Annotated in this window: 22 protein-coding genes; 9 read left to right on the top strand and 13 right to left on the bottom strand. The window is 71.6% G+C overall.

The annotated features are described in order from the left end of the window. The first annotated feature begins 34 nt into the window (after positions 1-34). Positions 35-2,671 (top strand): GNAT family N-acetyltransferase, encoded by a 2,637-nt coding sequence (locus tag VFZ92_RS33030; RefSeq protein WP_330880214.1) that lies wholly within the window; start codon positions 35-37, stop codon positions 2,669-2,671. A 282-nt stretch (positions 2,672-2,953) separates the two neighbouring features. Here VFZ92_RS33030 and VFZ92_RS33025 read toward each other — a convergent pair whose 3' ends face one another. Beyond that, positions 2,954-3,424, bottom strand: a complete 471-nt coding sequence (locus VFZ92_RS33025) for a Crp/Fnr family transcriptional regulator (protein WP_330880212.1) — start codon at positions 3,422-3,424, stop codon at positions 2,954-2,956. Between the two features lie 26 nt (positions 3,425-3,450). Then, positions 3,451-4,461: a type I glyceraldehyde-3-phosphate dehydrogenase gene (gene gap, locus VFZ92_RS33020; protein WP_330880208.1), complete on the bottom strand. Its 1,011-nt coding sequence runs from the start codon at positions 4,459-4,461 to the stop codon at positions 3,451-3,453. A gap of 200 nt (positions 4,462-4,661) precedes the next feature. On the opposite strand from gap, the gene VFZ92_RS33015 reads away from it, so the two are divergent. Genes VFZ92_RS33015 through ppk2 form a run of 3 tightly spaced genes read left to right on the top strand, consistent with a single transcriptional unit; the run spans position 4,662 to position 6,531 of the window. After that, on the top strand, positions 4,662-5,255 hold the full coding sequence (locus VFZ92_RS33015) for a hypothetical protein (protein ID WP_330880206.1): 594 nt from the start codon (positions 4,662-4,664) through the stop codon (positions 5,253-5,255). A gap of 23 nt (positions 5,256-5,278) precedes the next feature. Continuing rightward, on the top strand, positions 5,279-5,722 hold the full coding sequence (locus tag VFZ92_RS33010) for a CBS domain-containing protein (protein WP_330880204.1): 444 nt from the start codon (positions 5,279-5,281) through the stop codon (positions 5,720-5,722). After that, on the top strand, positions 5,722-6,531 hold the full coding sequence (ppk2, locus tag VFZ92_RS33005) for a polyphosphate kinase 2 (protein WP_330880202.1): 810 nt from the start codon (positions 5,722-5,724) through the stop codon (positions 6,529-6,531). Before VFZ92_RS33010 ends, ppk2 begins: the two co-directional genes overlap by 1 nt. Before the next feature lie 137 nt (positions 6,532-6,668). Here ppk2 and VFZ92_RS33000 read toward each other — a convergent pair whose 3' ends face one another. The 5 genes from VFZ92_RS33000 to VFZ92_RS32980 form a co-directional block, all read right to left on the bottom strand. Then, complete coding sequence (locus tag VFZ92_RS33000) at positions 6,669-8,090, bottom strand: hypothetical protein (RefSeq protein ID WP_330880200.1); 1,422 nt, start codon at positions 8,088-8,090, stop codon at positions 6,669-6,671. Between the two features lie 101 nt (positions 8,091-8,191). Beyond that, positions 8,192-8,905 (bottom strand): hypothetical protein, encoded by a 714-nt coding sequence (locus tag VFZ92_RS32995; RefSeq protein WP_330880198.1) that lies wholly within the window; start codon positions 8,903-8,905, stop codon positions 8,192-8,194. 94 nt (positions 8,906-8,999) lie between these two features. Further along, on the bottom strand, positions 9,000-10,391 hold the full coding sequence (locus tag VFZ92_RS32990) for a wax ester/triacylglycerol synthase family O-acyltransferase (protein ID WP_330880196.1): 1,392 nt from the start codon (positions 10,389-10,391) through the stop codon (positions 9,000-9,002). Positions 10,392-10,429: 38 nt separating this feature from the next. Next, entirely contained in the window at positions 10,430-10,672 is a 243-nt protein-coding gene (locus VFZ92_RS32985) for an SHOCT domain-containing protein (RefSeq protein WP_330880194.1), read from the bottom strand. Between the two features lie 83 nt (positions 10,673-10,755). Further along, positions 10,756-11,340 carry a DoxX family membrane protein gene (locus VFZ92_RS32980; RefSeq protein WP_330880192.1) on the bottom strand — a complete coding sequence of 195 codons (585 nt, stop codon included), beginning with the start codon at positions 11,338-11,340 and terminating at the stop codon, positions 10,756-10,758. 266 nt (positions 11,341-11,606) lie between these two features. Here VFZ92_RS32980 and VFZ92_RS32975 point away from each other — a divergent pair, with 266 nt between their 5' ends. From VFZ92_RS32975 to VFZ92_RS32960, 4 genes are read left to right on the top strand one after another with little or no spacing between them, the layout of a single operon-like run. Continuing rightward, positions 11,607-13,997: a phosphoketolase family protein gene (locus tag VFZ92_RS32975; protein WP_330880190.1), complete on the top strand. Its 2,391-nt coding sequence runs from the start codon at positions 11,607-11,609 to the stop codon at positions 13,995-13,997. Next, positions 13,997-15,088 (top strand): acetate kinase, encoded by a 1,092-nt coding sequence (locus VFZ92_RS32970; RefSeq protein WP_330880188.1) that lies wholly within the window; start codon positions 13,997-13,999, stop codon positions 15,086-15,088. Before VFZ92_RS32975 ends, VFZ92_RS32970 begins: the two co-directional genes overlap by 1 nt. Positions 15,089-15,103: 15 nt before the next feature. After that, a complete protein-coding gene (locus tag VFZ92_RS32965) occupies positions 15,104-15,412 on the top strand; it encodes a CBS domain-containing protein (RefSeq protein WP_330880186.1) in 309 nt (102 codons plus the stop codon). Next, positions 15,409-15,741 (top strand): BON domain-containing protein, encoded by a 333-nt coding sequence (locus tag VFZ92_RS32960; RefSeq protein ID WP_330880184.1) that lies wholly within the window; start codon positions 15,409-15,411, stop codon positions 15,739-15,741. Before VFZ92_RS32965 ends, VFZ92_RS32960 begins: the two co-directional genes overlap by 4 nt. Before the next feature lie 57 nt (positions 15,742-15,798). Here VFZ92_RS32960 and VFZ92_RS32955 read toward each other — a convergent pair whose 3' ends face one another. From VFZ92_RS32955 to VFZ92_RS32935, 5 genes are all read right to left on the bottom strand, one after another. Further along, a complete protein-coding gene (locus tag VFZ92_RS32955) occupies positions 15,799-16,413 on the bottom strand; it encodes a CBS domain-containing protein (RefSeq protein ID WP_330880182.1) in 615 nt (204 codons plus the stop codon). A gap of 3 nt (positions 16,414-16,416) precedes the next feature. Continuing rightward, positions 16,417-17,199 carry a universal stress protein gene (locus tag VFZ92_RS32950; protein ID WP_330880180.1) on the bottom strand — a complete coding sequence of 261 codons (783 nt, stop codon included), beginning with the start codon at positions 17,197-17,199 and terminating at the stop codon, positions 16,417-16,419. Next, complete coding sequence (locus VFZ92_RS32945) at positions 17,196-18,218, bottom strand: Acg family FMN-binding oxidoreductase (RefSeq protein WP_330880178.1); 1,023 nt, start codon at positions 18,216-18,218, stop codon at positions 17,196-17,198. The genes VFZ92_RS32950 and VFZ92_RS32945 overlap by 4 nt, the downstream gene beginning before the upstream one ends. Before the next feature lie 156 nt (positions 18,219-18,374). Next, the gene (locus tag VFZ92_RS32940; RefSeq protein WP_330880176.1) at positions 18,375-19,196 is read right to left on the bottom strand and encodes a universal stress protein; all 822 of its coding nucleotides are present in this window, start codon (positions 19,194-19,196) and stop codon (positions 18,375-18,377) included. Positions 19,197-19,376: 180 nt separating this feature from the next. Continuing rightward, positions 19,377-20,387, bottom strand: coding sequence for an Acg family FMN-binding oxidoreductase (locus VFZ92_RS32935; protein ID WP_330880174.1), 1,011 nt, complete (start codon positions 20,385-20,387; stop codon positions 19,377-19,379). Positions 20,388-20,605: 218 nt separating this feature from the next. Between VFZ92_RS32935 and VFZ92_RS32930 the strand changes: the two genes are divergently transcribed. Next, positions 20,606-22,297, top strand: coding sequence for a GAF domain-containing protein (locus VFZ92_RS32930; RefSeq protein ID WP_330880172.1), 1,692 nt, complete (start codon positions 20,606-20,608; stop codon positions 22,295-22,297). Positions 22,298-22,299: 2 nt separating this feature from the next. On the opposite strand, the gene VFZ92_RS32925 is transcribed toward VFZ92_RS32930, so the two are convergent. Continuing rightward, the gene (locus tag VFZ92_RS32925; protein WP_330880170.1) at positions 22,300-22,956 is read right to left on the bottom strand and encodes a response regulator transcription factor; all 657 of its coding nucleotides are present in this window, start codon (positions 22,954-22,956) and stop codon (positions 22,300-22,302) included. Between the last annotated feature and the right edge of the window lie 96 nt (positions 22,957-23,052).

Below are 23,052 nucleotides of genomic sequence, written 5' to 3'. Positions count from 1 at the left end.
CCACGCTCGACCACGATGCCGAGAAAGGCTCGTCATGGCCGTGAACCTCGAACCCGACCGCGCCCTGCTCACCGACGGCACAGTGGTGGCGGTGCGCGAACTGGGGGCGGGCGACGCCGGTGCGCTGCTGGAGCTGCACGAGTCGCTGCCGCTGGAGGACCGCTACCTCAGGTTCTTCTCGACCTCGCCCCGGCAGGTGGAGGACTTCGTCAGCCGGGTGATGACGCCTGACGACCCCAGGCACGTCACGGTCGGCGCCTTCCGCGACGGCAGGCTGCTCGGCGCGGCGAGCTGCATCGTGCTGGACGAGCCGTCCGAGGCGGAGGTGGCGCTGGTCGTCACGCACGCCGAGCAGACGCACGGCGTCGGCACGCTGCTGCTCGAACGCCTCAGCTCGCTGGCGGTCCGCCGGGGGGTGCGGCGCTTCGTCGCCGACGTCATGACCATCAACTCCCGGATGTTGCACGTCTTCACCGACATGGGTCTGGTGTGGACGGTCACAGCCGACCGCGACGTCGTGCACGTCGACCTCGGCCTGGAACCGGTCGAGGCGTACCTCGACGCGGTCGCCGACCGGGAGCTGACCGCGGACGTCAACAGCCTGCGCGCGGTGCTCGAACCGACGTCGATCGTCGTCATCGGCGCGAGCCGCGAGGAGAGCGGCGTCGGCAACGCCGTGCTGCGCAACCTGGTGTCGGGCGACTTCACCGGCGACCTCTACGCGGTCAACCCGCACGCCACCTCGATCGCGGGTGTGTCCTGCTACGGCTCGGTCGCCGAGGTGCCCGACGTGCCCGAACTGGCGGTGCTGTGCGTCCCCGCCGCGCAGGTTCCCGCGGTCGCCGAGCAATGCGGACGTCGAGGCGTCAAGGCACTGGTCGTCATCACCGCGGGCGTCACCGAACACCCGGAACTGGCGAACGGGCTCGCGGCGGCGGTCCGCGAGCACGGGATGCGGATCGTCGGGCCCAACTGCCTCGGCGGCTCCACCGGTGAACCCGGTGTGCGGATGGACGCCACGTTCGCCCGGAACAAGACCACCGCGGGCGACATCGGCGTGGTGACCCAGTCCGGCGGGATCGCGATCGCCGTGGTCGAACGCCTGCGCCGCATCGGGCTCGGCACGTCCAACCTGGTGTCCACCGGCGACAAGTACGACGTGAGCGGCAACGACCTGCTGCTGTGGTGGGAACGCGACGAGCAGACCCGTGCGGTCGTGCTGTACCTGGAGTCCTTCGGCAACCCGCGCAAGTTCTCCCGGCTGGCCCGCCGGGTCGCCCGGCGCAAGCCGGTGCTGGCGATCCGGTCGGCCAGTTCCGCGGCGGGGCAGCGCGCCGCCGCGTCGCACACCGCGGCGACCGCCACCCCCACGGTCACCCGCGACGCGTTGTTCCGCCAAGCCGGGATCACCGCCGTGGACGGCGTGTCCGAACTGGTGGACGTGCTCGCGGCCCTGCACACCCAGCCGCTGCCCGCCGGTCGCGCGGTGGCCGTGCTGAGCAACGCGGGCGGACTCGGCGTGCTGGCGGCCGACGCGTGCGTGCACAACGGCCTCGACGTGGCCGAGCTGTCACCCGCCACGGTGGCCGCGCTCCACGCGCTGCTGCCCGCCACCGCCAGCGTGCACAACCCCGTCGACACCACCGCGGTCGTGGACGAGCAGACCTTCGCCCGGTGCCTCGACGTCATGGCCGCCGATCCCCGTGTGCACGCCGTCATCGCCGTCACGGTCCCCACCGCGCTCGGCGACCCGGCGGCCGGTGTCCACCCCGTGCCCGGTGGCAAGCCCGTCCTCGCGGTCGACGCCGGGCAGGACGAGGCGGTGCGGTCCGGCGCGGCGCCCAGCTACACCGATCCCGCCCAGGCCGCCGCCGTGCTCGCGAAGCTGGCCGAGCGCGCGGAATGGCTGGCGCGCCCGCCCACCGGAGGCGATGAACTCGACGGGATCAACCCGGCCAAGGCCCGGTCGGTCGTGACCGACCACCTCGCCGACGAACCCGACGGCGGATGGCTCGGCCCGGACCAGGTCGTCGAACTGCTGGGCGCGTTCGGGCTGCCTGTCCTCGGCGGGATCGTCGTGGCGACGGCCGAGGCCGCGGCCTCGGCGCAGCGCGGGTTCGGCTGCCCCGTCGTGCTCAAGGCCATCGCTGCGGACCTGCTGCACAAGAGCAGGGGCGGCGGTGTCGTGCTCGACCTGGACGCACCGGACGCCGCGGCGGAGGCGTACGACCGGTTCCGGACGTCGTTCGGCGACCGGCTGGGCGGTGCCTTCGTGCAGCCGATGGCGGGCCGTGGCCGGGAACTGCTCGTGGGCGTGGTCAACGACCAGCAGTTCGGCCCGCTCGTGGTGACCGGGCTCGGCGGTGTCGACACCGACCTCCTCGACGACCGCGCCGCCGCGCTCGCCCCGCTGTCCGACGCCGCCGCCGATGACCTGCTGCACGGGTTCCGCGCCGCCGGAGGGGTGTTCCGCGACGTGGCGGAGGCCCCGGTGCGCGACGTGCTGCTGCGGGTGGCGAAGCTGGCCGATCTCCTACCCGAGGTGGTCGAACTGGACCTCAACCCGGTGATCGCCACCGCTGAGCGCTGCCAGGTCGTGGACGCGCGGGTGCGTGTGGTGCCCGCGCCGCCGGTGGACCCGTTCCTGCGCGGCCTGCGCGCGAAGGGCTAAGGACTGACCATTCCCCCCCACCACCGCCGAACACGTGCACACCGCCGTTCACCACGGGATGCCGCCGCACGAGCACGCTCGCGCGGCGGCATCCCGTTCATGTCGACCGTCCTGCTCGGGGCGTAGTTCGGCGTGCTCCACTGGTGGCTCGCCTCCGACACCTCGCCGGACAAGTGGCGGGAGCGCGCAACAGCCCGTCGGCGGGAAGTGCCCGACCGGAATGAGGAGACGTCGGATCCGCGCAACCCTGGGGGGATGGCGCGGATCCGGCGTGCGTCGAGATCAGTCGAGCGCGGGGTGGTCGTGCAGGTCGAGCAGCCGGGTCCTGGTGGCTTGAAGACGGTTGAGCAGCGCTTCGACGAGGATCAGCGAGAGCTGGTAGCCCAGCGCCGGATCGGCGTTGGCGAGCTTGCGCAGCTCCTCGGCGTCGACCACGACGGCGGTGGTGGGGGAGACCACGGTGGCGCCGAAGTGCCACCGGTAGGGTGGGATCAGCCAGGACCAGCCGAGCAGCTCGCCGGGACCGACGCTCTGCACCGCCATCCGACCGTGGTCGGGCGCGTCGGAGTCGATCACGGCGCACCCCTTGAGGACGATCCAGCAGCGGTCCGCGGGCGTGCCCTGCTCGAACAGCGTGGTGCCGGGGTAGTAGTCCTCGCGCCTGCTGATCCCGGCCATCGCGGCGCGATGGGTGTGCGACAGGGCCGCCAGCAGCGGCAGCCCGTCGAGTTCGATCATGACCGCGGACGTCATCGTCTTCTCCCAGCGGTAGGAGCGGTCTACGGCAGCGTGCGGGCGACCAGGTTGGCGAGGTCGATCGTGCGGTTGGCGTAGCCCCACTCGTTGTCGTACCAGCCGAAGACCTTGACCAGTCGACCGTTGGCCTTGGTCAGGCTCGCGTCGAAGACGCAGGAGGACGGGTCGCCGATGATGTCCCTGGAGACGATCGGGTCGGTGGTGTAGCGCAGGTAGCCCTTGAGCCCGCCCTCGGCGGCGTCCTTGAACGCCCGGTTCACCTGGGCGGCCGTGACCGGCGTGTCGAGCATGGCGGTGAGGTCGGTCAAGGACCCGTCCTCCAGGGGGACGCGCACCGCGAGCCCGTCGAGCTTGCCGTCCAGCGCGGGGATCACCTGGCCGACCGCGCGGGCGGCGCCGGTGGAGGTGGGGATCATGTTGACCGCCGCCGAGCGCGCTCGGCGCAGGTCCTTGTGCGGTCCGTCGAGCAGCGACTGGTCGTTGGTGTAGCTGTGGATCGTGGTCATCTGCCCGGCCTGGACGCCGAAGCGCTCGTGCAGGACCCAGGCCATCGGAGCCACGCAGTTGGTCGTGCAGGAGGCGTTGGACACGACGTGGTGGCGCTCCGCCTCGTAGTCGTCGTCGTTGACGCCCATCACGATGGTCGCGTCGACGTCCTTGCCCGGCGCCGTGATGATCACCTTCCGGGCCCCGCTCGTCAAGTGCGCCCCGGCGGCCTCACGGGTGCGGAACCGGCCGGTGGCCTCGATCACGATGTCGACCCCGTGCCTGCCCCAGTCCACCTTGGACGGACCGGCTTCCGAGGTCACCGCGATGCTCCGCCCGTCGACCACGAGTTCGTCCCCCTCCACCGCGACGGTGTGGGACCAGGGGCCGTAGGTCGAGTCGAACGCGAGGAGGTGGCCCAGCGTGTCCGGTGTCGTGAGGTCGTTGACCGCGACCACCTCGAACGCGGTGTCGCCGCGCTCGACCGCGCTGCGCAGGACGTCCCGCCCGGTCCGGCCGAACCCGTTGATGCCGACGCGTACCACCATGGTGCCCTCCTCGTGAAAAGTCCTGACCTGTCGATGCTCTCCCCACCGGGCTTCGCGTTCCAGAGAACGAGGGCGCCAGGCCGAGGGACCAAAGACCTTGTCGTCACAGGACGTGCCGCGCGAACCGGTCCGACGGGCGACCCTGTGACCGCGCCGCCGCGCGGAGAACCCTGGTTGCCGAGCAACCGAGGGAGGAAGTCGTGAGCACCCAGTCGATGTCACCGGCCGCGCGCCTGGCGAGGCGCGTGTTCCACGGACGCAACCCCCTCACGCGGACGAGCGACCGCGTCGAGAGCGCGGTGTTCATGACGGCACTCCTGATCGCCCTGCTCGGCGTGCCGATCGCCGCGGCGACCGGCTCCGAGGTGTACGCGCGGGAGTCGGTCAGCTCGGCCGAGCAGCTGCGCACCCGCCACCAGGTAGAGGCCACCCTGCTGGAGGACACCGGAACGCATGTCGCGACCGGGGTGACCGGCCCGGTGGTCCGAGCGTCATGGCAGTCGCCGGACGGCACACCGCGGCAGGGCGGGGTCACCGCGGCCTACGACCTGAAGACCGGCAGCACGGTCCTGGTGTGGATCGACGAGAACGGGGCGGTCACCACCCCGCCGCTCACGTCGGAGGGTGCGGTGATCACCGCCATCGGCTGGACGGCGACGATGTTGCTGGGGCTCGTGTGCGCGCTGTGCTCCGCGCACCTGCTGACCGTCCACCTCAACAGGCGGCGGAACGCCCGGCGGTGGGAAGCCGAATGGGCGGCGGTCGAACCCGAGTGGACACGACGACGTCGCTAGGCGACGAGGACCGGAGGACCGGCATGGCTGAAGCGACCGTCAACTCGGTGATGACCGACGAGGTCGTCACCGTCGGCATCGACACCCCCGTCGAGGACATCGTCCGGACGCTGTCGGAGCACCGCTTCGGCGCGGTGCCGGTCATCGACGACCTCGGTCTCGTCGCGGGGGTGGTGTCCGAGGCCGACCTGGTCGCTCGGATCGAGTTCGGCGGGCGGTCCGCGGTTCCTCCGACGAGCCGGGCCGCCAAAAGCAGGCTGCGCAAGGCAGGCGGACTCGTCGCCTGGCAGGTGATGACCCGCCCGGTGGTCACCGTCGACCGGAAGGACCCGGTCGGCTTGGCCGCGCGGCGACTGGCGGAATCCGGGGTGCGCAGGCTTTTCGTCCTCGGTGACGACGAACTCGTGGGCGTGGTGACCCGAGGTGACCTGCTCCGACTGCTCGCGCGGAACGAGGAGCCAGGGTGATGGCGGGCAAGCGGATGCGCCGCGAACCCTACGAGCGCGAGTTGTACCGGTTGCAGGCCGAACTGGTGAAGCTGCAGGAATGGGTCCGGGCCGAGGGCGCGCGGCTGGTGGTCGTGTTCGAGGGGCGGGACGCGGCGGGGAAGGGCAGTGCGATCAAGCGGATCACCGAGCACCTCAATCCGCGCGTCGCCCGGATCGTGGCGCTGCCGAAACCGACGGAACGCGAGCGGTCCCAGTGGTACTTCCAGCGCTACGTCGAGCACCTGCCCGCCGCGGGTGAGATCGTCCTGCTCGACCGGAGCTGGTACAACCGCGCGGGCGTCGAACGGGTCATGGGGTACTGCACCCCCGAGGAGCACCGCAGGTTCCTGCAACAGTGCCCGATCTTCGAGCGGTTGCTCGTTGAGGACGGGATCCTGCTGCGCAAGTACTGGTTCTCGGTCAGCGACACCGAGCAGGAGCAGCGGTTCCGCCGCAGGCTCGAGGACCCGATGCGCCGCTGGAAGCTGTCCCCGGTCGACCTGGAGTCGCTCTCGCGCTGGGAGGACTACTCGCGCGCCAAGGACGAGATGCTGGTGCACACCGACATCGCGGAGTCCCCCTGGTTCGTGGTCGACGGCGACGACAAGCGGCGGGCCCGCCTGAACGTGATCGCGCACCTGCTGTCCGGCATCGACTACCACGACGTCCGCCCGCCCGCGCTGGAACTGCCGGGCAGACCCGTGTCCACCGGCTACCTGCGGGCGCCGCGCCACCTGCAGACGTTCGTGCCCGACCACAGCGCGTCCGTGAGGGCCGGGAGGAGCTGAGCGGCATGGGTCCCCACGCAGGCTTGGCAGGAGGACTCGAGTCGCACGTGCTCGACCGTCGGCTTCGTCGCCGAGCGCCTGCGTCATCCGGATGATCGCTGTTGACCTTCGCGCCCGTGACGCGGGGGCGGCAGCGGTCACGCGCTGCCGGTGCGGTGCGCGAAGATCACGTCGGGATATTCCTCGACGGGGCCGTCGAGCAGGGCCGACGGCTCGCCCTTCGGGTAGCGGTCGAAGAAGGCCGTAGTGTAGGTGTTGACGATGGCGTGGGCGCGTTCGCCGTCCACCGGTCCGCTGATGCCCAGCGCGCGGACGAGCGGCGAGAGTAGTTGGGTGTCGCCGAGGTCCGGGTGGAACACGCCTGGCACGTGGATGAAGTAGCCGTCCGCACGCGGGTTCTCGTACACGGCCCGCACGGTGTCCAACGTTCGGACGATGTCCGGTTCGGTCCAGCCTTCGAGCCGCGTGGTCGCGGCGTCGCGGGTCAGCCACGTGGTCGGCTGCTCGAGACCGGCGTCGACCACACTGGGCGGCATCCACACGTCCATCGGCAGGCACGCCCGGAAACGGGGGTCCAGCCTGCACCCCTCGGCGGCTGTCTCGCCGCCCAGTGACAGGCCGACGTGGTCCAGGTCGATCCGCCCGGTGAGGATGTCTCGAGGGTCGGCCCGGTTGAGCGAGGTCACCTGATCGAGGGTGAACAGGGAGTCTTGGGCTAGGAAGGGGACGATCGAGTCGACGAGATCGTGGTCGAACGTGCGCTGGTCGGAGGAAGCGACGCGACCGTCGGGGAACACCACCGCCGCGCCGGAGCACGGGTGGTCGATGCCGGCGACGACGTGTCCGCGCGACACCAGTTCCTCCACACCCGGGGTGTTGTGCTGCCGGTAGCCACCGCGACCGGTCGCCAGGACGAGCAGGGGGTAGGCGTGGTCGGCGTCGGCCACCGGTGCGGCGTGCACGGCGTTGGTGGTGACGTGCTCCAGGTGCGAAAGGGTGAATCCCGGCAGACCGACCAGGCGCGCCAGCGGTGCCAGTGCTTGCGAGTCGGGCACGTAGGCGGCGCGCGGTGCGGAGGCGTCGACGCGAGCCGGGTACCAGAGCTGCACCACCACTTCACGGTGGTCTCCGGGGTCGGCGGTGAACACTTCGCGGCGGTCGGTGTCCGCCCAGTGGTAGGTGAGCGTGCCGATACCGTAGGGGCCGGTCGGCGGCGGGAAGCGGAATACCGGGACAACGGTCGGCAGCACCGCGGACGCCGTCAGAGCGAGAACGCCCGTCGCTGCACCCACCCCTGGGGAGAGCCGGCGTGTTCTGCCGGTTTTCCGGCCGTCTCGGCGTGCCGGCTGGACCGGGCCGAGGACGACGAGCACCCCGCCCAGGACGTAGGCCGGGACCAGTTGCCAGCGCGTCCCCTCGACGAGGACTTGAAGCCCCGCGACGGGCAGGGGCAGGAACACCCCGTGGCGCGGCCACCGGGGAGCGCCGAGCAGCGGGAGCACCACCGGGGCGAAACCGATCACTTCCGCGGTCAGCAACGCGATCTCGACAGGTCTCACCGTTCAGTCGTTCCCGCGGGCTCGCGTCACCGCGCGTGCCCGCTGGTTCGTCGTTCGCCTCGGAGCAGTGGCACCTCGACGAGCACACACGTCCAGGGGGACTACGTCGAGGAGGGTTTCGGGGTGCTCCGGAACCCCTGGTGAGCACCGGTGGATCGGCCAGGGTTCACCGGTGCGGGGAGCAGGCGGTGCAGGGCGTACCCGGTGACTGTGGTGGTCGCGGCCATCAGCAGACCCCTGCGACACCGATCAGCACAGTCAGCGGGAGGGGCTGGCCGGGCTGCCACAGCGGCGTGGCGAACCCGACGAAGGCGGCCGGTCCGAGCAGCCAGGCGGCCGCGGTGGTGGCGATCCAGCTGCCCGCCCGCGGCACGTGGTGGCGCAGGAGCGCCGAGTCCCGCAGCAGGGGGTTGGTCGACCGTGATCGCCACGACCTCGGCGTCGGCGGTCACGCGGGGGAAGGCGCCGCGACAGGCGTTCAGCGCCACGCGGTGCTGGGCTCCGCGCAGGACGACGGCCGACCCGGTGACCCGGTCGCCGCCCACCGGCACCTCGACGGGCGCGTCGGCGCGGAAGTGCGGCCACCACCGCTCGCCCGACGCCCCACCCGCGACCACGACCAACCGGTCGCCGTCGCAGACGCACCGCACGGGCAGTCCGACGATGGCGCCGCCCACCGTGCGGCAGCGCAACCCGCACACCTTCCGGCCCACCAGCCGACGTGCCGCCGAGCCGAGCAGGAGCAGCACCACCCGGTTCACCACCGGACTACTCCGACGGGTGGACGTCACACCGTTCTCGGCCTTGAACTCCACGTCCCCGGCCCACCTCCGCCACGGAGGGTCGAACGGGGTCCGTGGCCCCGCGCAGGCGGACACCTCCGGCTTCGCCGCAGGTGTCCGCACACCCTCAGCCGCCGGCCCGGATCGACGGTGCCGGGTCGACCAGAGCGGCGGAAACGATGAAGGACTTGACGGTGCTCTCCACGGTGCCGACCAGCAAGTCGATGTCCGGGGTGCTGTCGTAGTCGGCCGTGATGCCGATGGCCAGCGTCCCCGCGTAGCTGAGCACCGCCACACCCGTCCGCAGCCGGAGTGCGATCGGGACGTAGGGGAGGATGTCGACGATCGGTCTCCCGAGCACCCGCACGGGCACCGGCGGGCCGGGCACGTTCGTGGTCACGGTGACGACGGTGCGCTGCGGCAGCGCGCCCACGAGCCGGATTCCCCACGACAGCGGTGCGTGCGGCTCGTGCCCCGCGAGCGCGGTGAGGGCCGCACCCGCCTCGCTCTCCTTGTCCGCCTTGAGCTTTCGCGTGCGCTCGTGCACCTCGCGCAGCACGTCCACCGGGTCGTCCAGCTCGACGGGGAGGAACGGCAGCAGGACGGACACCTGGTTGTCCAGGTCGTCCGTCGTGCGGACGGAGACCGGGACCATCGTCCGCACGCTGTCGGCCGTCGGGGTCTCGCCGCGGTGCAGGAGCAGGGCGCGGAACCCCGTGGTGATCGCGGCGAGCACCACGTCGTTCACGGTCACGCCGAACCTCTTGCCGACCCCGACCACGTCGGGCAGCGCGACACGGGTCACCCGGTAGCGCCGGGGGACGCCGATCGGTCCGGAGAGCGACGACGCCCTGACGGGAACGAGCGCGCCCGCGAGCGCGGCGACGCCCTTGACGGTGTCGGTGACGTGCCCCGCGAGCCTGGCGGGCAGCTGGAGCAGGAGCCGTGCCTGCTCCACCGGGTTGACGGCCAGGTCGACCAGAGCGCGCGCGAGGAGCTGGACCGCGCCCGGCGCGGACCGGGGCACGAGTTCGTCCGGGGCGGGTGGCGCCGAGTCGTCGAACACCGCGCTGTAGAGGCGGGTCCCGGCCACGCCGTCGACGAGGCAGTGGTGCACCTTCGTCAGCATGGCCCAACGCCCGCCTGCCAGGCCTTCGACCACCCAGTTCTCCCACAGCGGCCGGTCGCGGTCGAGCCGCTGGGCCATGATCCGGGCCACGAGGTCGGTCAACGCCCGGTCGTCGCCCGGCGCGGGCAGCGCGGTGCGTCGCAGGTGGTAGGACAGGTCGAACTCCGGGTCGTCGACCCATAGCGGCAGACCGAGGTCCCAGGGCACGCGGCGGACCTTCTGCCGGGCACGGGGGACCGCCGCGAGCCGCGTGCCGACCGACGCGGTGAACTCGTCGCGGCTGGGAGGTGGTCCTTCGAGCACCGCCACCGACGCGATCGCCAGTGAAGCGCGGGGATCTGCGTCCTCGATCTCCAGGAACGCCGCGTCCAGGGTGCTCAACCGGTCCACTTCTCCTCCAACGGTCGCGTTTCCAGCGGTTCGTCGACTCACACCGAGGAGCGCAGCGCCTTGAGCCGCTGCTCGAACTCCTCCTGATCGACCTCGCCGCGAGCGAACCGCTCGGCGAGGACCTGCTCCGCGGCGGAGCCGCGGGTCGTGCCCGCCGGGCGGGTGAGGTGGCGCACCAGGGCGACACCGCCGAGGATCGCGACCGCCCAGAACAGGACCATCCCGATCGTCATGACCGCGTAGCCCCAGCCGTTCATTCCGTTGCCGTACCAGTACATCATCGTTGAACGCCTCCATCCGACACCGTGATCGGGGATGCGGCCCGACCGGTGACCGTCACGGGTCACCGGTCAGGTCCGCGCTGTCAGCGCAGCCACTGGTTGGTCTGGACGAAGGGCAGCTTCGCCCACATCCTTCCCAGGCCCCAGGTGTTGCCCGCGGCGGCGTAGGCCAGTGCGATGGCGACGAGGGCGTAGATGACGTGGTAGTCGATCAGCGGGTTGGTGGAGCCGCTGGGCTCACCTGCCGAGGTGTGCTGGGCCAGCGGCCATTCGGCGGCCCACATCATCAGCATCATCAGGGCGGTGGAGACCGCGGCGACGCGCAGGCCGATGCCCAGCACCAGCGCGACACCGATGGCGAGCAGACCGATCATGAACAGCCAGTCGGCCCAGGCAGCGCCCGCCCAGCTGTGGAAGGTGGACTCCAGGGGGCCGACGGCGACGTGGCTGAGGAAGCCCTTGGTGGGGGAGCCGCCGTTGATCCAGGCGCGTTCGGAGACGGTGCTGTAGCCGAGGCCGAAGGCCTTGTCCAGGAAGGCCCACAAGAACGTCAGACCGGTGACGATGCGCAGGACCGCCAGCGATCGGGCCGCGCGGTCAGCCGGCACAGCCGTCTGAACGCTCGGCGACACGCCGCGGGACTGGACGGGGATGTGCTTGGTGGACATCGAATCCTCCTTGGTCGTCGACCGCTCATCGGGCGGCCTTCGTGATGACGCTCGGAGCCGTCATCCGCTGCTTCCAGCGTGGTCCGCGCCCCCGTCGGCGGGCAGGGCACAACGTCGTCGTCCGGCAGGACTTTGGGGTCGCCCAAGCACGGTCAGGGTCGAAGGTCCCGGTGCAGAGGGGACTGCCTGCGGTGCCGCTCACACGTCGAGTCGAGCAGTCTCTGAATCGAGGAACCCCAGGAGCCCAGACCCGAACAGGAGCACCCATGTCCACCGACACCGCGGCAGGCATCCCGGCCAGGTCGGCAACCCCCGAAACGCCTTGGCTCACCAGGCTGGACGCGTGGTGGCGGGCGGCGAACTACCTGTCCGTGGGCCAGATCTACCTGCTGGACAACCCGCTGCTGCGCGAGCCGCTGCTCCCCGAACACGTCAAGCCGCGCCTGCTCGGGCACTGGGGGACCGTGCCCGGCATGACGCTGATCTACGCGCACCTCAACCGGGTGATCGTGGAACGGGACCTGAGCGCCCTCTACATCGCCGGACCCGGCCACGGGGCCGCGGGCTTGAACTCGGCCGCGTGGCTGGAGGGCACCTACTCCGAGCTGTACCCGCACATCTCGCGGGATGTGGATGGGATGCGCGGCCTGTTCCGGCAGTTCTCCTTCCCGGGCGGGGTCCCCAGTCATGCTTCGGCGCACCTGCCGGGGTCGATCCACGAAGGCGGTGAACTGGGCTACTCGCTGGCCCACGCCACCGGTGCGGCGTTGGACAACCCGGACCTGCTGGTGGCCTGCGTGGTCGGCGATGGTGAGGCGGAGACCGGTCCGCTGGCGGCGAGTTGGCACGCCCCGGCGTTCCTGGACCCGGTCCACGACGGGGCGGTGTTGCCGGTGCTGCACCTCAACGGCTACAAGATCGCCAACCCGACGGTGTTGTCCCGGCTCGACCACGCCGACCTCGGCGCACTGCTCAGCGGCCACGGCTGGCGCCCGATAGTGGTGTCGGGCAGCGACCCGATGGAGGTCCACGAGGCCTACGCCGCCGCGCTGGACGACTGCTTGGACCAGGTCCAGCAGATCCAGCAGGACGCCCGCGAGGGCGGGCACCGCGGCCGCGTCCGGTGGCCGATGATCGTGCTGCGCACGCCCAAGGGCTGGACCGGTCCCTCCACCGTGGACGGCCACGAGGTGGAGGGCAACTGGCGCTCCCACCAGGTGCCGCTCACCGCCGTTCGGGAGAACCAGGAACACCTGGCCCGGCTGGAGGAGTGGATGCACTCCTACCGGCCGCAGGAGCTGTTCACCGCGACCGGTGCGCCCGCGCCGCTGATCGACACCCTGCACCCGACGGGCGACTCCAGGATGAGCGCCAACCCCCACGCCCACGGCGCCACCCAGCACGCTCTGCGCCTGCCCGACGTCGGCGACCACGCCGTCACGATCACGAAGCCGGGAGGTGAGCGCGGCGAGGCCACCAGGGTGCTCGGCCGTTACCTGCGTGACGCGGTGGTGCTCAACGCCGAACAGCGCAACCTGCTGCTGTTCTCGCCCGACGAGCACGCCTCCAACCGGCTGGACGCGGTGTTCGAGGTGACCGACCGGCGGTGGGGGCTGTCGATCGAGGACGGCGACGACCACCTGGCTCCCGACGGGCGGGTGCTGGAGGTGCTCTCGGAGCACCTGTGCGAGGGCTGGCTGGAGGGCTACCTGCTCACCGGCAGGCACGGGATGCTGTCGAGCTACGAGGCGTTCGCGCACGTGATCGACTCGATGGTCGCCCAGCACGCCAAGTGGCTGCACACCGCCGCCGACATCCCCTGGCGGCGTCCGGTGCCGAGCCTGAACATCCTGCTGTCCTCGCACGTGTGGCGGCAGGACCACAACGGCGCCTCGCACCAGGACCCCGGCTTCGTCGACCACGTCCTGAACAAGCGGCCCGAGGTGGCGCGGGTGTACCTGCCGCCGGACGCCAACACCCTGCTCGCCGTGGCCGACCACTGCCTGCGCAGCCGTGGCCTGGTCAACGTCATCGTCTCCGGCAAGCAGCCCGCGTTGCAGTACCTCGACATCGACGAGGCCGTCGCGCACTGCGAGCAGGGACTCGGGGTGTGGAGCTGGGCCAGCACCGACCTCGACGGCGACACGGACGTGGTGCTGGCCTGCGCGGGGGACGTGCCGACCCAGGAAACCCTGGCCACGGTGGAGGTCCTGCTCGGCCTGGTGCCGGACCTGCGCATCCGGGTGGTCAACGTGGTCGACCTCGCCAGGCTCGCCCCGGCGGAGCTGCACCCGCACGGCATCACCGACAAGGCCTACGAGGAGATCTTCACCGGTACCGCGCCGGTGATCTTCGCCTACCACGGCTACCCGTGGCTGATCCACCGGCTGACCTACCGCAGGCCCGGCCACGACCGGATGCACGTGCACGGTTTCCACGAGAACGGCACCACGACCACGCCGTTCGACATGTGCGTGCTCAACGAGATCGACCGCTACACCCTCGCGCTCGCCGCCCTGGAGCGGGTGCCGAGGGTGGCGGGTCGGATCGGGCACCTGCGGCAGCACTTGCAGGACAAGCACACCGCGCACCACAACCACATCCGCCGCACCGGCGAGGACCTGCCGGAGATCCGCGACTGGACCTGGACCCGGTGATGAGGACACTCGTGGTCAACCCCGGCTCGTCCAGCCTGAAGCTGTCCGTCGTGGACGACGGTGTCCCGATCGACTCGCGGACGCAGCAGGACTGGGACGGCACACCTACCCGGCGGCCGCTCCAGGACGTTCTGGCGGCCGCCGGACCGGTGGACGCGGTCGGCGTGCGGGTCGTGCACGGCGGTGATCGGGACGGGCCGCGGGTGTTGGACGAGGCGGAGTTGCGGGCGCTGGAGGAGTTCGTGCCGCTGGCCCCGCTGCACCAGCCCAAGGCGTTGGCGTTGGCGCGGCTGGTCGCCGAACTGCTGCCGGGCGTGCCGGTCGTGGGCTGCTTCGACACGGCGTTCCACGCCGGGATGCCGGCGCGCGCCACGACGTACCCGGTGCCCCGCGAGTGGACGGAGCGGTTCCGGTTGCGCCGCTACGGTTTTCACGGCCTGTCCTGCGCCTACGCGCTGCGGACCGCCGCCGGGATGCTCGACCGCGATGCCGGTGAGCTGAACCTGATCTGCTGCCACATCGGCGCGGGCGTGTCCGTCACGGCGATTGCGGGTGGGCGTGGCGTCGACACCTCGATGGGGTTCACGCCGCTGGACGGTGTCGCGATGGCGACCCGGTCCGGCGGTCTGGACCCCGGCCTGCTGCTGCACGTCCTGCGCACGAGCGGGCTGTCGGTGGACGAGGTCGAGTCGGCGCTGACCCGCCGGTCCGGGCTGGCGGGGATGTCGGGCACCACCGGCGACGTGCGGCAGGTGCTCGCGGCTCGTGCGGCGGGCGACGAACGCGCCGACCTGGCGGTCGGGGTGTACCTGCACCGGCTGCGTCGGGAGATCGCCGCGGCACGGGTGTCGCTCGACCGCCTCGACGCGCTCGTGCTGACCGGGGGAGTCGCCGAGCACCAGCCGGGTCTGATGGCCGAACTGGTCGACGGTCTGGCCCACCTGGGCCTCGCCGTCGTGCCGGACGCCGGGCACGGCACGGGGGACCGGGTGGTCGGCCCGGAGACCGCGCGCACGCGGGTGCTGCTGATCAAGGCGGGGGAGGACGTCGAGATCGCCCACCAGGTCGACTTGGCCAGGCTGGCGGTGTGACCGGGAGGAGAAGCCGTGGGTGAACCCACCGTGGCATCGGTGATGACCAGCCCGGTCGTCACCGCGGAGCTGGGCACGCCCGTCAAGGAGGTGACCGCGCTGCTGGTCGAGCACGGGGTCAGCGCCGTCCCGGTGCTCGACGGCGGCCGGGTTGCCGGTGTGGTGTCCGAGGCGGACCTGCTCGCCGACCGGGAGTACCGGGGCGGCAGCGTTCCCGCGCCGACGACGGGTGGCGGGCGGGCGCGGTGGCGCAAGGCTTTCGGCGCCACCGCGAGCCACGTCATGACCACACCCGCGATCGTCATCGCCCCGACGCGCCGGTGAGCGAAGCCCTCGGCCTGCTGGCCCAGTCGACCGTGCGACGGCTGTTCGTGGTAGACCGCGACGGCGTGCTGGTCGGTGTGGTCGCGCGACGCGACCTGCTCCGGGACTACCTGCGCGAGGACGACGACGTCCGGGCCGACGTGCTCGGGGTGCTCCGCGAGGACGTCGGCATCGACCCCCACCCGGTCACCACCTCCATCCGCGACGGGCGGGTGCGGCTCTCGGGATGGCTGGAGCGGCGCGATCAGGTCGACCGCGCAGTCGCACTGGTCAGGCTCCTGCCCGGCGTCGTGGACGTGCACGGCGAACTCGGCTGCGACGACCGGTAGGCGGACCAGCGAAATCGCCCCCCAGGTCGACGTTGCGACCTGGGGGCGACGGACGGTTCAGACCTTCTCGTCGAGCCGCGACGACACCGTGACGGCTTGGACGCCGGGGACGCTCCGGGCCAGCACGGAGGCGACGTGCCGGTCCTCGGCGCTGTCGAACTCGTCGACGATCGCGACCACCCCGTCCGCGACGGAGACGACCCAGCGACCGTGTCCGCCGTACCTCGCGAGCACGTGCCGAACATCGGCCACGATCGCCTCGTCATCGCGCGCCAGCGTGCGCAGCAGGTCGCGGCGGCTCACGACGCCGACGAGCCGCTCGCCGTCGACGACGGGCGTGCAGCGCAGGTGGCCGTCCAGCATCACCTTCGTCACCTCGGCGATGTCGGCGCCGACCCGGACCGCGATCGCCGGACTGGTCATCACCTCACCCACCGTGGCCGGGGGTGGTGCCGCCGGGGTCGGGTCCTCGCGCCAGATCAGCGTGCGGGGGTCGGGGATGACGCGGTCGCGCACCAGGTCGGCCTCCGTGACGATGCCGATCAGCCGGTCGTCGTCCACCACGGGCAGCGCGGTGAACCCGTGCGAGGTGATCAGGCCGATGGCGGCCTTGACCGGTGTGGTGGGTCGGACCGTGATGGCCGGACTGGACATGACGTCTTCCGCTCGCATGGTTCAGCTCCTCGCACTGCCGAGTTCGGACACCGCCGCGGACCGGCGGGCCTGTCTGCCGATCACCACGACGGGGCTGCCGCCGTGGCGCAGGACCGCGCGCTTGATCGAGCGGAACAACGCGCCGCGGACGATTCCTCCGCGCCGCGAGCCGACGACGACCATCGCGCCGAAGTGGGCGTGCCACGCCAGCGCACGTGGCGCGCTCGCGGCGAGCACCTCGGAGTGCACCGGCACGTCCGGGTGGCGAGCGGCCAGTTCGGCGAGCAGTTCGTCCAGGTCCGCGGGCCGCCGCGGTGAGGTGCAGCGCACCAGGCGGACGCCCGTGCCCAGCCGCTGGGCCTCGGCGAAGGCGAACTCGAGCTTCTGCGGCGTCCGCTCCCGGTGGTGGACGCCGACGACCACCGGCGCGGGCTGTTCCTGCCACCGGGCGCCGGGGGGAACGCTGACCACGGGGCATCCGGCGATGGCGCTCAGCGCGGTCACCACCGACTCCCCGTCGAAGTTCTCCTCGCCGGAGTCGTCGACCACGATCGCGTGGGCGTGCTCGGACTCGGTGACCAGCGCGTCGCCGAGCGCGTCGGCCACGAACCGGTGGTCGACGCGCAGGCCGGGGTGACGCCCGCGCAGTTCGTCCAGCAGATCGGCCGCGAGCGGCGAGAGGTGCAGGACGAACAGCGGTGATCCGCGCCGGTGGGCGTAGCCCGCCGCCCACCGGACGGCGTCGCGCCGGGCTGTCGCCACGACGACGACCGGATCGTCGTCGTGGCCGGGGTGGCGGATCATCGGGTACCTCCGAGATGGGGGGCTTTCACCGACGGGTAGCCGCCGAGCACTTCGGCGGTGGGACGGCGGGGCGTGGCGGGGAGCGGTTCGCCGCCGACCGGGACCCAGCCGACGCGGAGCACGATCTGGGGGAAGGCGATGCCGTCGAGCACGTCCTCGCGCAGCGCGTCCCTGGTCGGGCCGAAGTCGATCGGCTGGCTGAGCGGGCAGGTGGCGAGCCGGAAGTCGGTGGCGGCCAGCAGGACGGCGCTCAGGGCCTCCCCGGCGCGCAGCCGGGAGACCCGGTCGTCCGCGGTCGTGGCGAGCACCAGCAGTTCGCCCGAGTCCTCCTCGGACGCCGCCGGCGGTGCGTCGAGCGCGCCATCGGGGAAGGTCCGCATCGTCACGTCACCGTGCCGGACCGGAGTCGACGGGGTGTTGGCCGCGGGCACGCCGTCCACGGCGGCGTAGCCCCGGCCTGCCCACGCGGCGAGTTCAGCGGAGTAGGCGGCGTCCATGCCCTGCTGCCAGGCGGCCATCGTGATGGCCGCCGTCAGCCGGAACCGGTCGCGCGGGTCCTCGGCGGCCACGGCGACGACGCCTTCGCACGACGCGCGCTCGGCCAGCACGTCCACCATCGCGGCGGGCACGGGCCAGGAGCTGAAGCGCCTGCGGTCGGTGCGGCGGTGCGGGATGGCGGCGGCCAGCGCGATGTCGTCGGCGGTCGCCTGCCGGGCGATGAACGTGACCGCGGCCAGGTGGTCGGGTTCGGCGGGGTTGGGCAGGCGGTGCACGACCGTGGCCCAGCCGAGTGCGGCGAAGCCGACCCGCAGGTGGTGCAGCGCCGCGCCGCAGCTGATCAGCAGGTCGCGTCCGTCCGGGTCGGTCGTGGGCAGGGCGCGCTCGGGGTCGGCGAACAGGTGCACCGAGCTGTCACCGATCGCCCACCGCCACGGCTGGGTGTTGTGGATCGACGGCGCGCGGGTCGCGAGTGCGATCACGGCCTCGATGGTCCTGCGGTCCGGTGCGTCCTGCGGCATCGCGAACACCTCCTGCTCTGCGGTCCGGGCAACTGGGCGGATCGACGTGATCCGCGGTTCCCACTCCCAGATTCCCCTGCCCGCCCTGGACATCGGAGAGTCGAAGGTCCTCTTCAGCGGGGCTGAGGTCCCGCATCCACCGTCGACAGAGGACGGTCAGTGCAAGGCGCGGGCGAGGTGCCCGACGACTTGGCGGGGTGGTTCGAGCACGTGGGGATGCCGGACGACCAGGACGGGACAGGCAGCTTGGTGCAGGGCCGATCTGGTGACCGAGCCGCAGCGGCCGGTCCGGGTGGGCTGGTCTCCTGGGCCGACCACGAGCAGGTCGCTGTCGGTGTGGCGGGCGACGGCCTCGTGAGGTTGGCCGTGGAGCAGGACGACGGTGTGCGGCGGGTGCTGGTCGAGCTTCTCCAGCAGCCGGGCAGCGTGGTCGAGCACGAACTGGTGATCGGTGGCGAGAGCGTCCCCGGTCGTCGGCAGGGGGAGCGCGTGCACCACGCGCAGCGCGGCGCGGCGGTCGAGCGCCATGGCCGCGGCTCGCGTGATCACCAGGTCGTCGTCCTGGCCACCGCTGATCAACGCGGTGATCCGCCGGTTGTCGCCGCGCACCGCCGTCGGCCTGCCGCGGACGACGACGGTGTCGCACGTCGACCGGCAGACGAGGGGCAGCACGAGTCCGCCGAGGCGGAGCGGGTTCGTCGAGTGCCCCTGGTAGCCGACCACGATCAAGCCCGCGGCACGTCCCGCCGCTCCCAGGGCCCGCACGGGGTCGCGGCCCGACTCGTGCACCCTCACCCGCAGCAGGGGGAAGTCGCTGGTCACGTGGTTCAGCCCGCTGTTGGCGGGCACCGTGCCGGGAACCTCGGAAGCCGGGTCCCACAGCCAGACGTCCAGCTCCGCGCCCGTGTGCCACGCGTGCTCGGCGGCCCACCACAGGGCTGTTCGCCCCCAGTGCGACCCGTCGTTGCCCACGACCACCGGCGGAGGGAACCGTCCGGGTTCCTCGACACGGTCTGCTGGACTCGGTTCGTCGTGCATGAGCGCTCCAGTGTTCGCACGGGCCCGGCACCTCAACGGTCGCGCGGTGACCTGTGCGACGGCAGAGCTCACCTGACCTCCTCCGGCGGGACGAAAGGCCCTGCGGGTCGGGACCGGGGGTCAGGACCCCGATTCGGTGGTGCAGGGTTCGAGGACCAGTTCCTCGACCGGCCTGCGCGGTGTCGCTGGCACGGGCGACCCGAAACCCAGGCGCAGCACGGTCTGCGGGAAGAGAGAACCGCCGAGCGAGCGGCGCAGGTCCTCCCGGACCCGGCGCACCTCGACCACCTGCGACAGGAAGGACGCCGACAACCCCAGCGCGGTCGCGGTCAGCAGCACGCGCTGCAAGGCCTGGCCTGCTTGGAGTTCGGCGGCCGTCCCGTCGTAGAAGGAGCAGAGCACCACCACGAAGGGGTCCGGCTCGTAGTCCTTCCCGGAAGGTCGGTCGATCACCGTGCCGGGGGAGAAGTCGCGCAGTGCCCACTCGTCCTGGGGCGCGGGCGTTGGTCCGGCCGAGCCGGGTGGCACGCCGTGGCCGGGGTCGGCCCGGTTCCCGGTCCAGCCGACCAGTTCGGCCTGCACGCGGGGATCGGCGAGCTGCTCCTGGTGCGCCCGTCCGATCAGCTCCCGCAACCGCACCTTCTCCTCGCGCGTGGCCATCACGTGCAGCCAGGCCCGTTCCTGCTCGGCGGCGCGGACCAGGTGCTGCCGGTGCGTGGCGGGGACCTCGCTGTCGACGAACGGGTGGCGGTTGGTCCTGCGCGACCGCACCGCCTTGAGCAGCGAACGGCTCTGCTCCGTCGGGGTGAACCGCCCGCCGCGCCGGACGACGGCCAGTGCTCCTTCGGCCTCCCGGCCGGGCAGCAGGGTGACCAGCGGCCGGATGCCCAGTCCTTGCAGGGCGAGTCGCATGTTCAGCAGGGCGGCGCCGCACGACAGGCGCAGTTCGCGGGATTCCGGATCGGTCGCGTGCAGCTGCTTGGTCGGGTCGCAGTGCAACTCGATCCGGTCGGCGTGCAGCGCGAACCGCCACGGTTGGCTGTTGTGGATGGACGGGGCCAGTGCGGCGACCTCGAGCACGCCGCGGACGTCGCCCTCCGCCAGACCCAAAGCCGGCACTACCGGACTCATGACTTCTCACCTCGTCGCACAGGGGGCGGCTGACCTGTCACGATCCACTGTCGTTCGTCATGGGGGACGCGCACACCGTCGAAGGTCCTCTGCCGACAGGGCCGTCCTCCGTGAAACGATCGTGGAGCGATTGGTGACCTGGTCTCCCGACAACCACCGTGACAGGCTGGGTGGATCGGCACGTTCGCGTCCACGTGTGTCGGGGAAGAGGTAGACAGATGGTTTACGGGCCTGATCCGAGCGGTGGTGGAGCGAAGGTGAGCTTGGCCGGCCTGCGCCTGGATGAGCTGCTGGGCGAGGTCCAGGAGCGGCTCACGGAGATCGCGGCGTCGCGGGACCAGATGCAGAGCCTGTTGGACGCGGTTCTGGCGGTCGGGTCGGGGTTGGAGCTGGACTCGACGTTGCAGCGGATCGTGCAGGTCGCGGTGGACCTGGTGGGGGCGCGGTACGGGGCGTTGGGGGTGTTGGGCACCAGGGACGACCTGTCGGCGTTCGTGTACGAGGGCATCGACGCGGAGACGCGGTCGCACATGGGGCACCTGCCGGAGGGCAAGGGTCTGCTGGGTCTGCTGATCAAGGATCCTCGGGCGATCCGGTTGTTGGACCTGAGCAAGCACGACGCGTCGGTGGGCTTCCCGCCCAACCACCCGCCGATGCACAGCTTCCTGGGTGTGCCGATCCGGTTGCGGGACGAGATCTTCGGCAACCTGTACATGACCGAGAAGAAGGGGATGTCGGAGTTCACCCCGGATGACGAGGTGGTGTTGCAGGCGTTGGCGGCCGCGGCGGGGGTGGCGATCGAGAACGCGCGCCTGTTCGAGCGGTCCCGGTTGCGGGAACGCTGGTTGGAGGCCACCGCGGAGATCAACTCCGAGCTGCTCGGCGGCGCCTCCGCCCAGGACGCCCTCCAGCTGATCGCGCTGCGCACGGTGGAGCTCACGGGCGCGCACTCCTCGATGATCGTGCTGTCGGAGGAAAGCAGGCTGTTCATCACCGCTGGTGCGGGTCCGCAAGCGGAGGAAGTCGTCGGGTCAACCGCACCCGACCACGAGTCAACCATCGAGGAGGTCCTGCGGACGGGTGTGCCCAAGGTCGTCGAAACCCTGGAGGAGTTCGTCAACGCCTCCACCGAGTTCGGTCCCGGCATCGCGGTGCCGATGCGCGCGGGCTCGGTCGTGACGGGTGTGCTGGTCGCCGTGCGCAGCAAGGGCGAGCCACCGTTCGTGGCCGACCAGATGCCCGTGCTCGCCTCCTTCGCCGACCAGGCGGCGCTGGCGTTGCAGCTGGCGGAGAAGCAGCGGTCGCTGCGGCTGCTGGACGTGCTGGAGGACCGCGACCGCATCGCCCGCGATCTGCACGACCACGTGATCCAGCGGCTGTTCGTCACGGGCATGAGCCTGCAGGGCAGCCTGCGCCGGATCACCGACAAGGAGGTCCACGGCCGGGTGACCACCGCCGTGGAGCAGCTCGACCAGACCGTGCGGGAGATCCGCACGTCGATCTTCGACCTCCAGAGCGCGGGCGACGAGGGCGTGGGCCTGCGCAGACGGCTGCTGGACCTGATCGCCGAGCTGACCGAGCACACCGACCTGTCACCGGCCGTGCGGATGTCCGGGACGGTCGACAACTCCGTGTCCGACGAGCTGGCCGAGCACGTCGAGGCGGTCATCCGCGAAGCGGTGACCAACGCGGTCCGGCACGCGAACGCCACGTCCCTCACCGTGACGGTCGAGGCCGGAGCGGACTTGGTCATCTCCGTGGTCGACGACGGGGTCGGGATGCCGGAGGACGTCGCGCGCAGCGGCCTGCGCAACCTCGAAAGCCGAGCTCAACAGTTCGACGGCACCTTGTCGGTGGCCTCCGAGTCGGGCAGGGGCACCCGTGTGACCTGGCGGGTGCCCCTGGGCTGATCTCACTCCTCGGGGGACATCTGGCCGGGTTTGCGCAGTTGGCTGGAGAAGACGGCGGCCTGGGTGCGGCGCTGCATCCCGAGCTTGGCGAGCAGGTGCGACACGTAGTTCTTGATGGTCTTCTCGGCCAGGAACATGCGGTCGGCGATCTGCCGGTTGGTCAGGCCCTCGCCGATGAGGTCGAGCACCGTGCGCTCCTGGTCGGTCAGCGTCCGCAGCGGGTCGCCGGTCTCGCGTTCCCGGCGGATCCTGTTGAGCAGCGCGGACGTCGACTTCGCGTCGAGCAGCGACTGGCCGCTCGCCACCGTGCGCACGGCGTTGACCAGGTCGCCCCCGAGGATCTGCTTGAGCACGAAACCCGATGCCCCGGCCATGATCGCGTCGAACAGGGCCTCGTCGTCGGCGAACGAGGTCAGCATCAGCACGTTGAGGTCGGGCAGTCGGGAGCGCAGGTCGCGGCACAGTTCGATGCCGTTGCCGTCGGGCAGCCGGATGTCGAGCACGGCCACGTCGGCGCCGCTGGCGGGGACGCGGGTGAGCGCCTCGGTCACCGACGACGCCTCACCGATCACCTGGAGGTCTTCCTCCTCACCGAGCAGTTCCGCGACACCGCGACGGACGATCTCGTGGTCGTCCACCAGGAAGATCTTCGTGGGCACCCCCACCACCTCCAGAGAGCGCAGGCCCCGGCCTGCCGTCACGCGTTTGAGCCCCAGTGCACATTACGCCGTCGGTGGTGACGGTGCCGGTGTCGA

It is taken from the genome of Umezawaea sp. (assembly GCF_036375055.1).
Classification (GTDB): domain Bacteria; phylum Actinomycetota; class Actinomycetes; order Mycobacteriales; family Pseudonocardiaceae; genus Umezawaea.
Note: the sequence above shows the minus strand (reverse complement) of the source record. Positions and strands in the feature narration are given on the sequence as shown.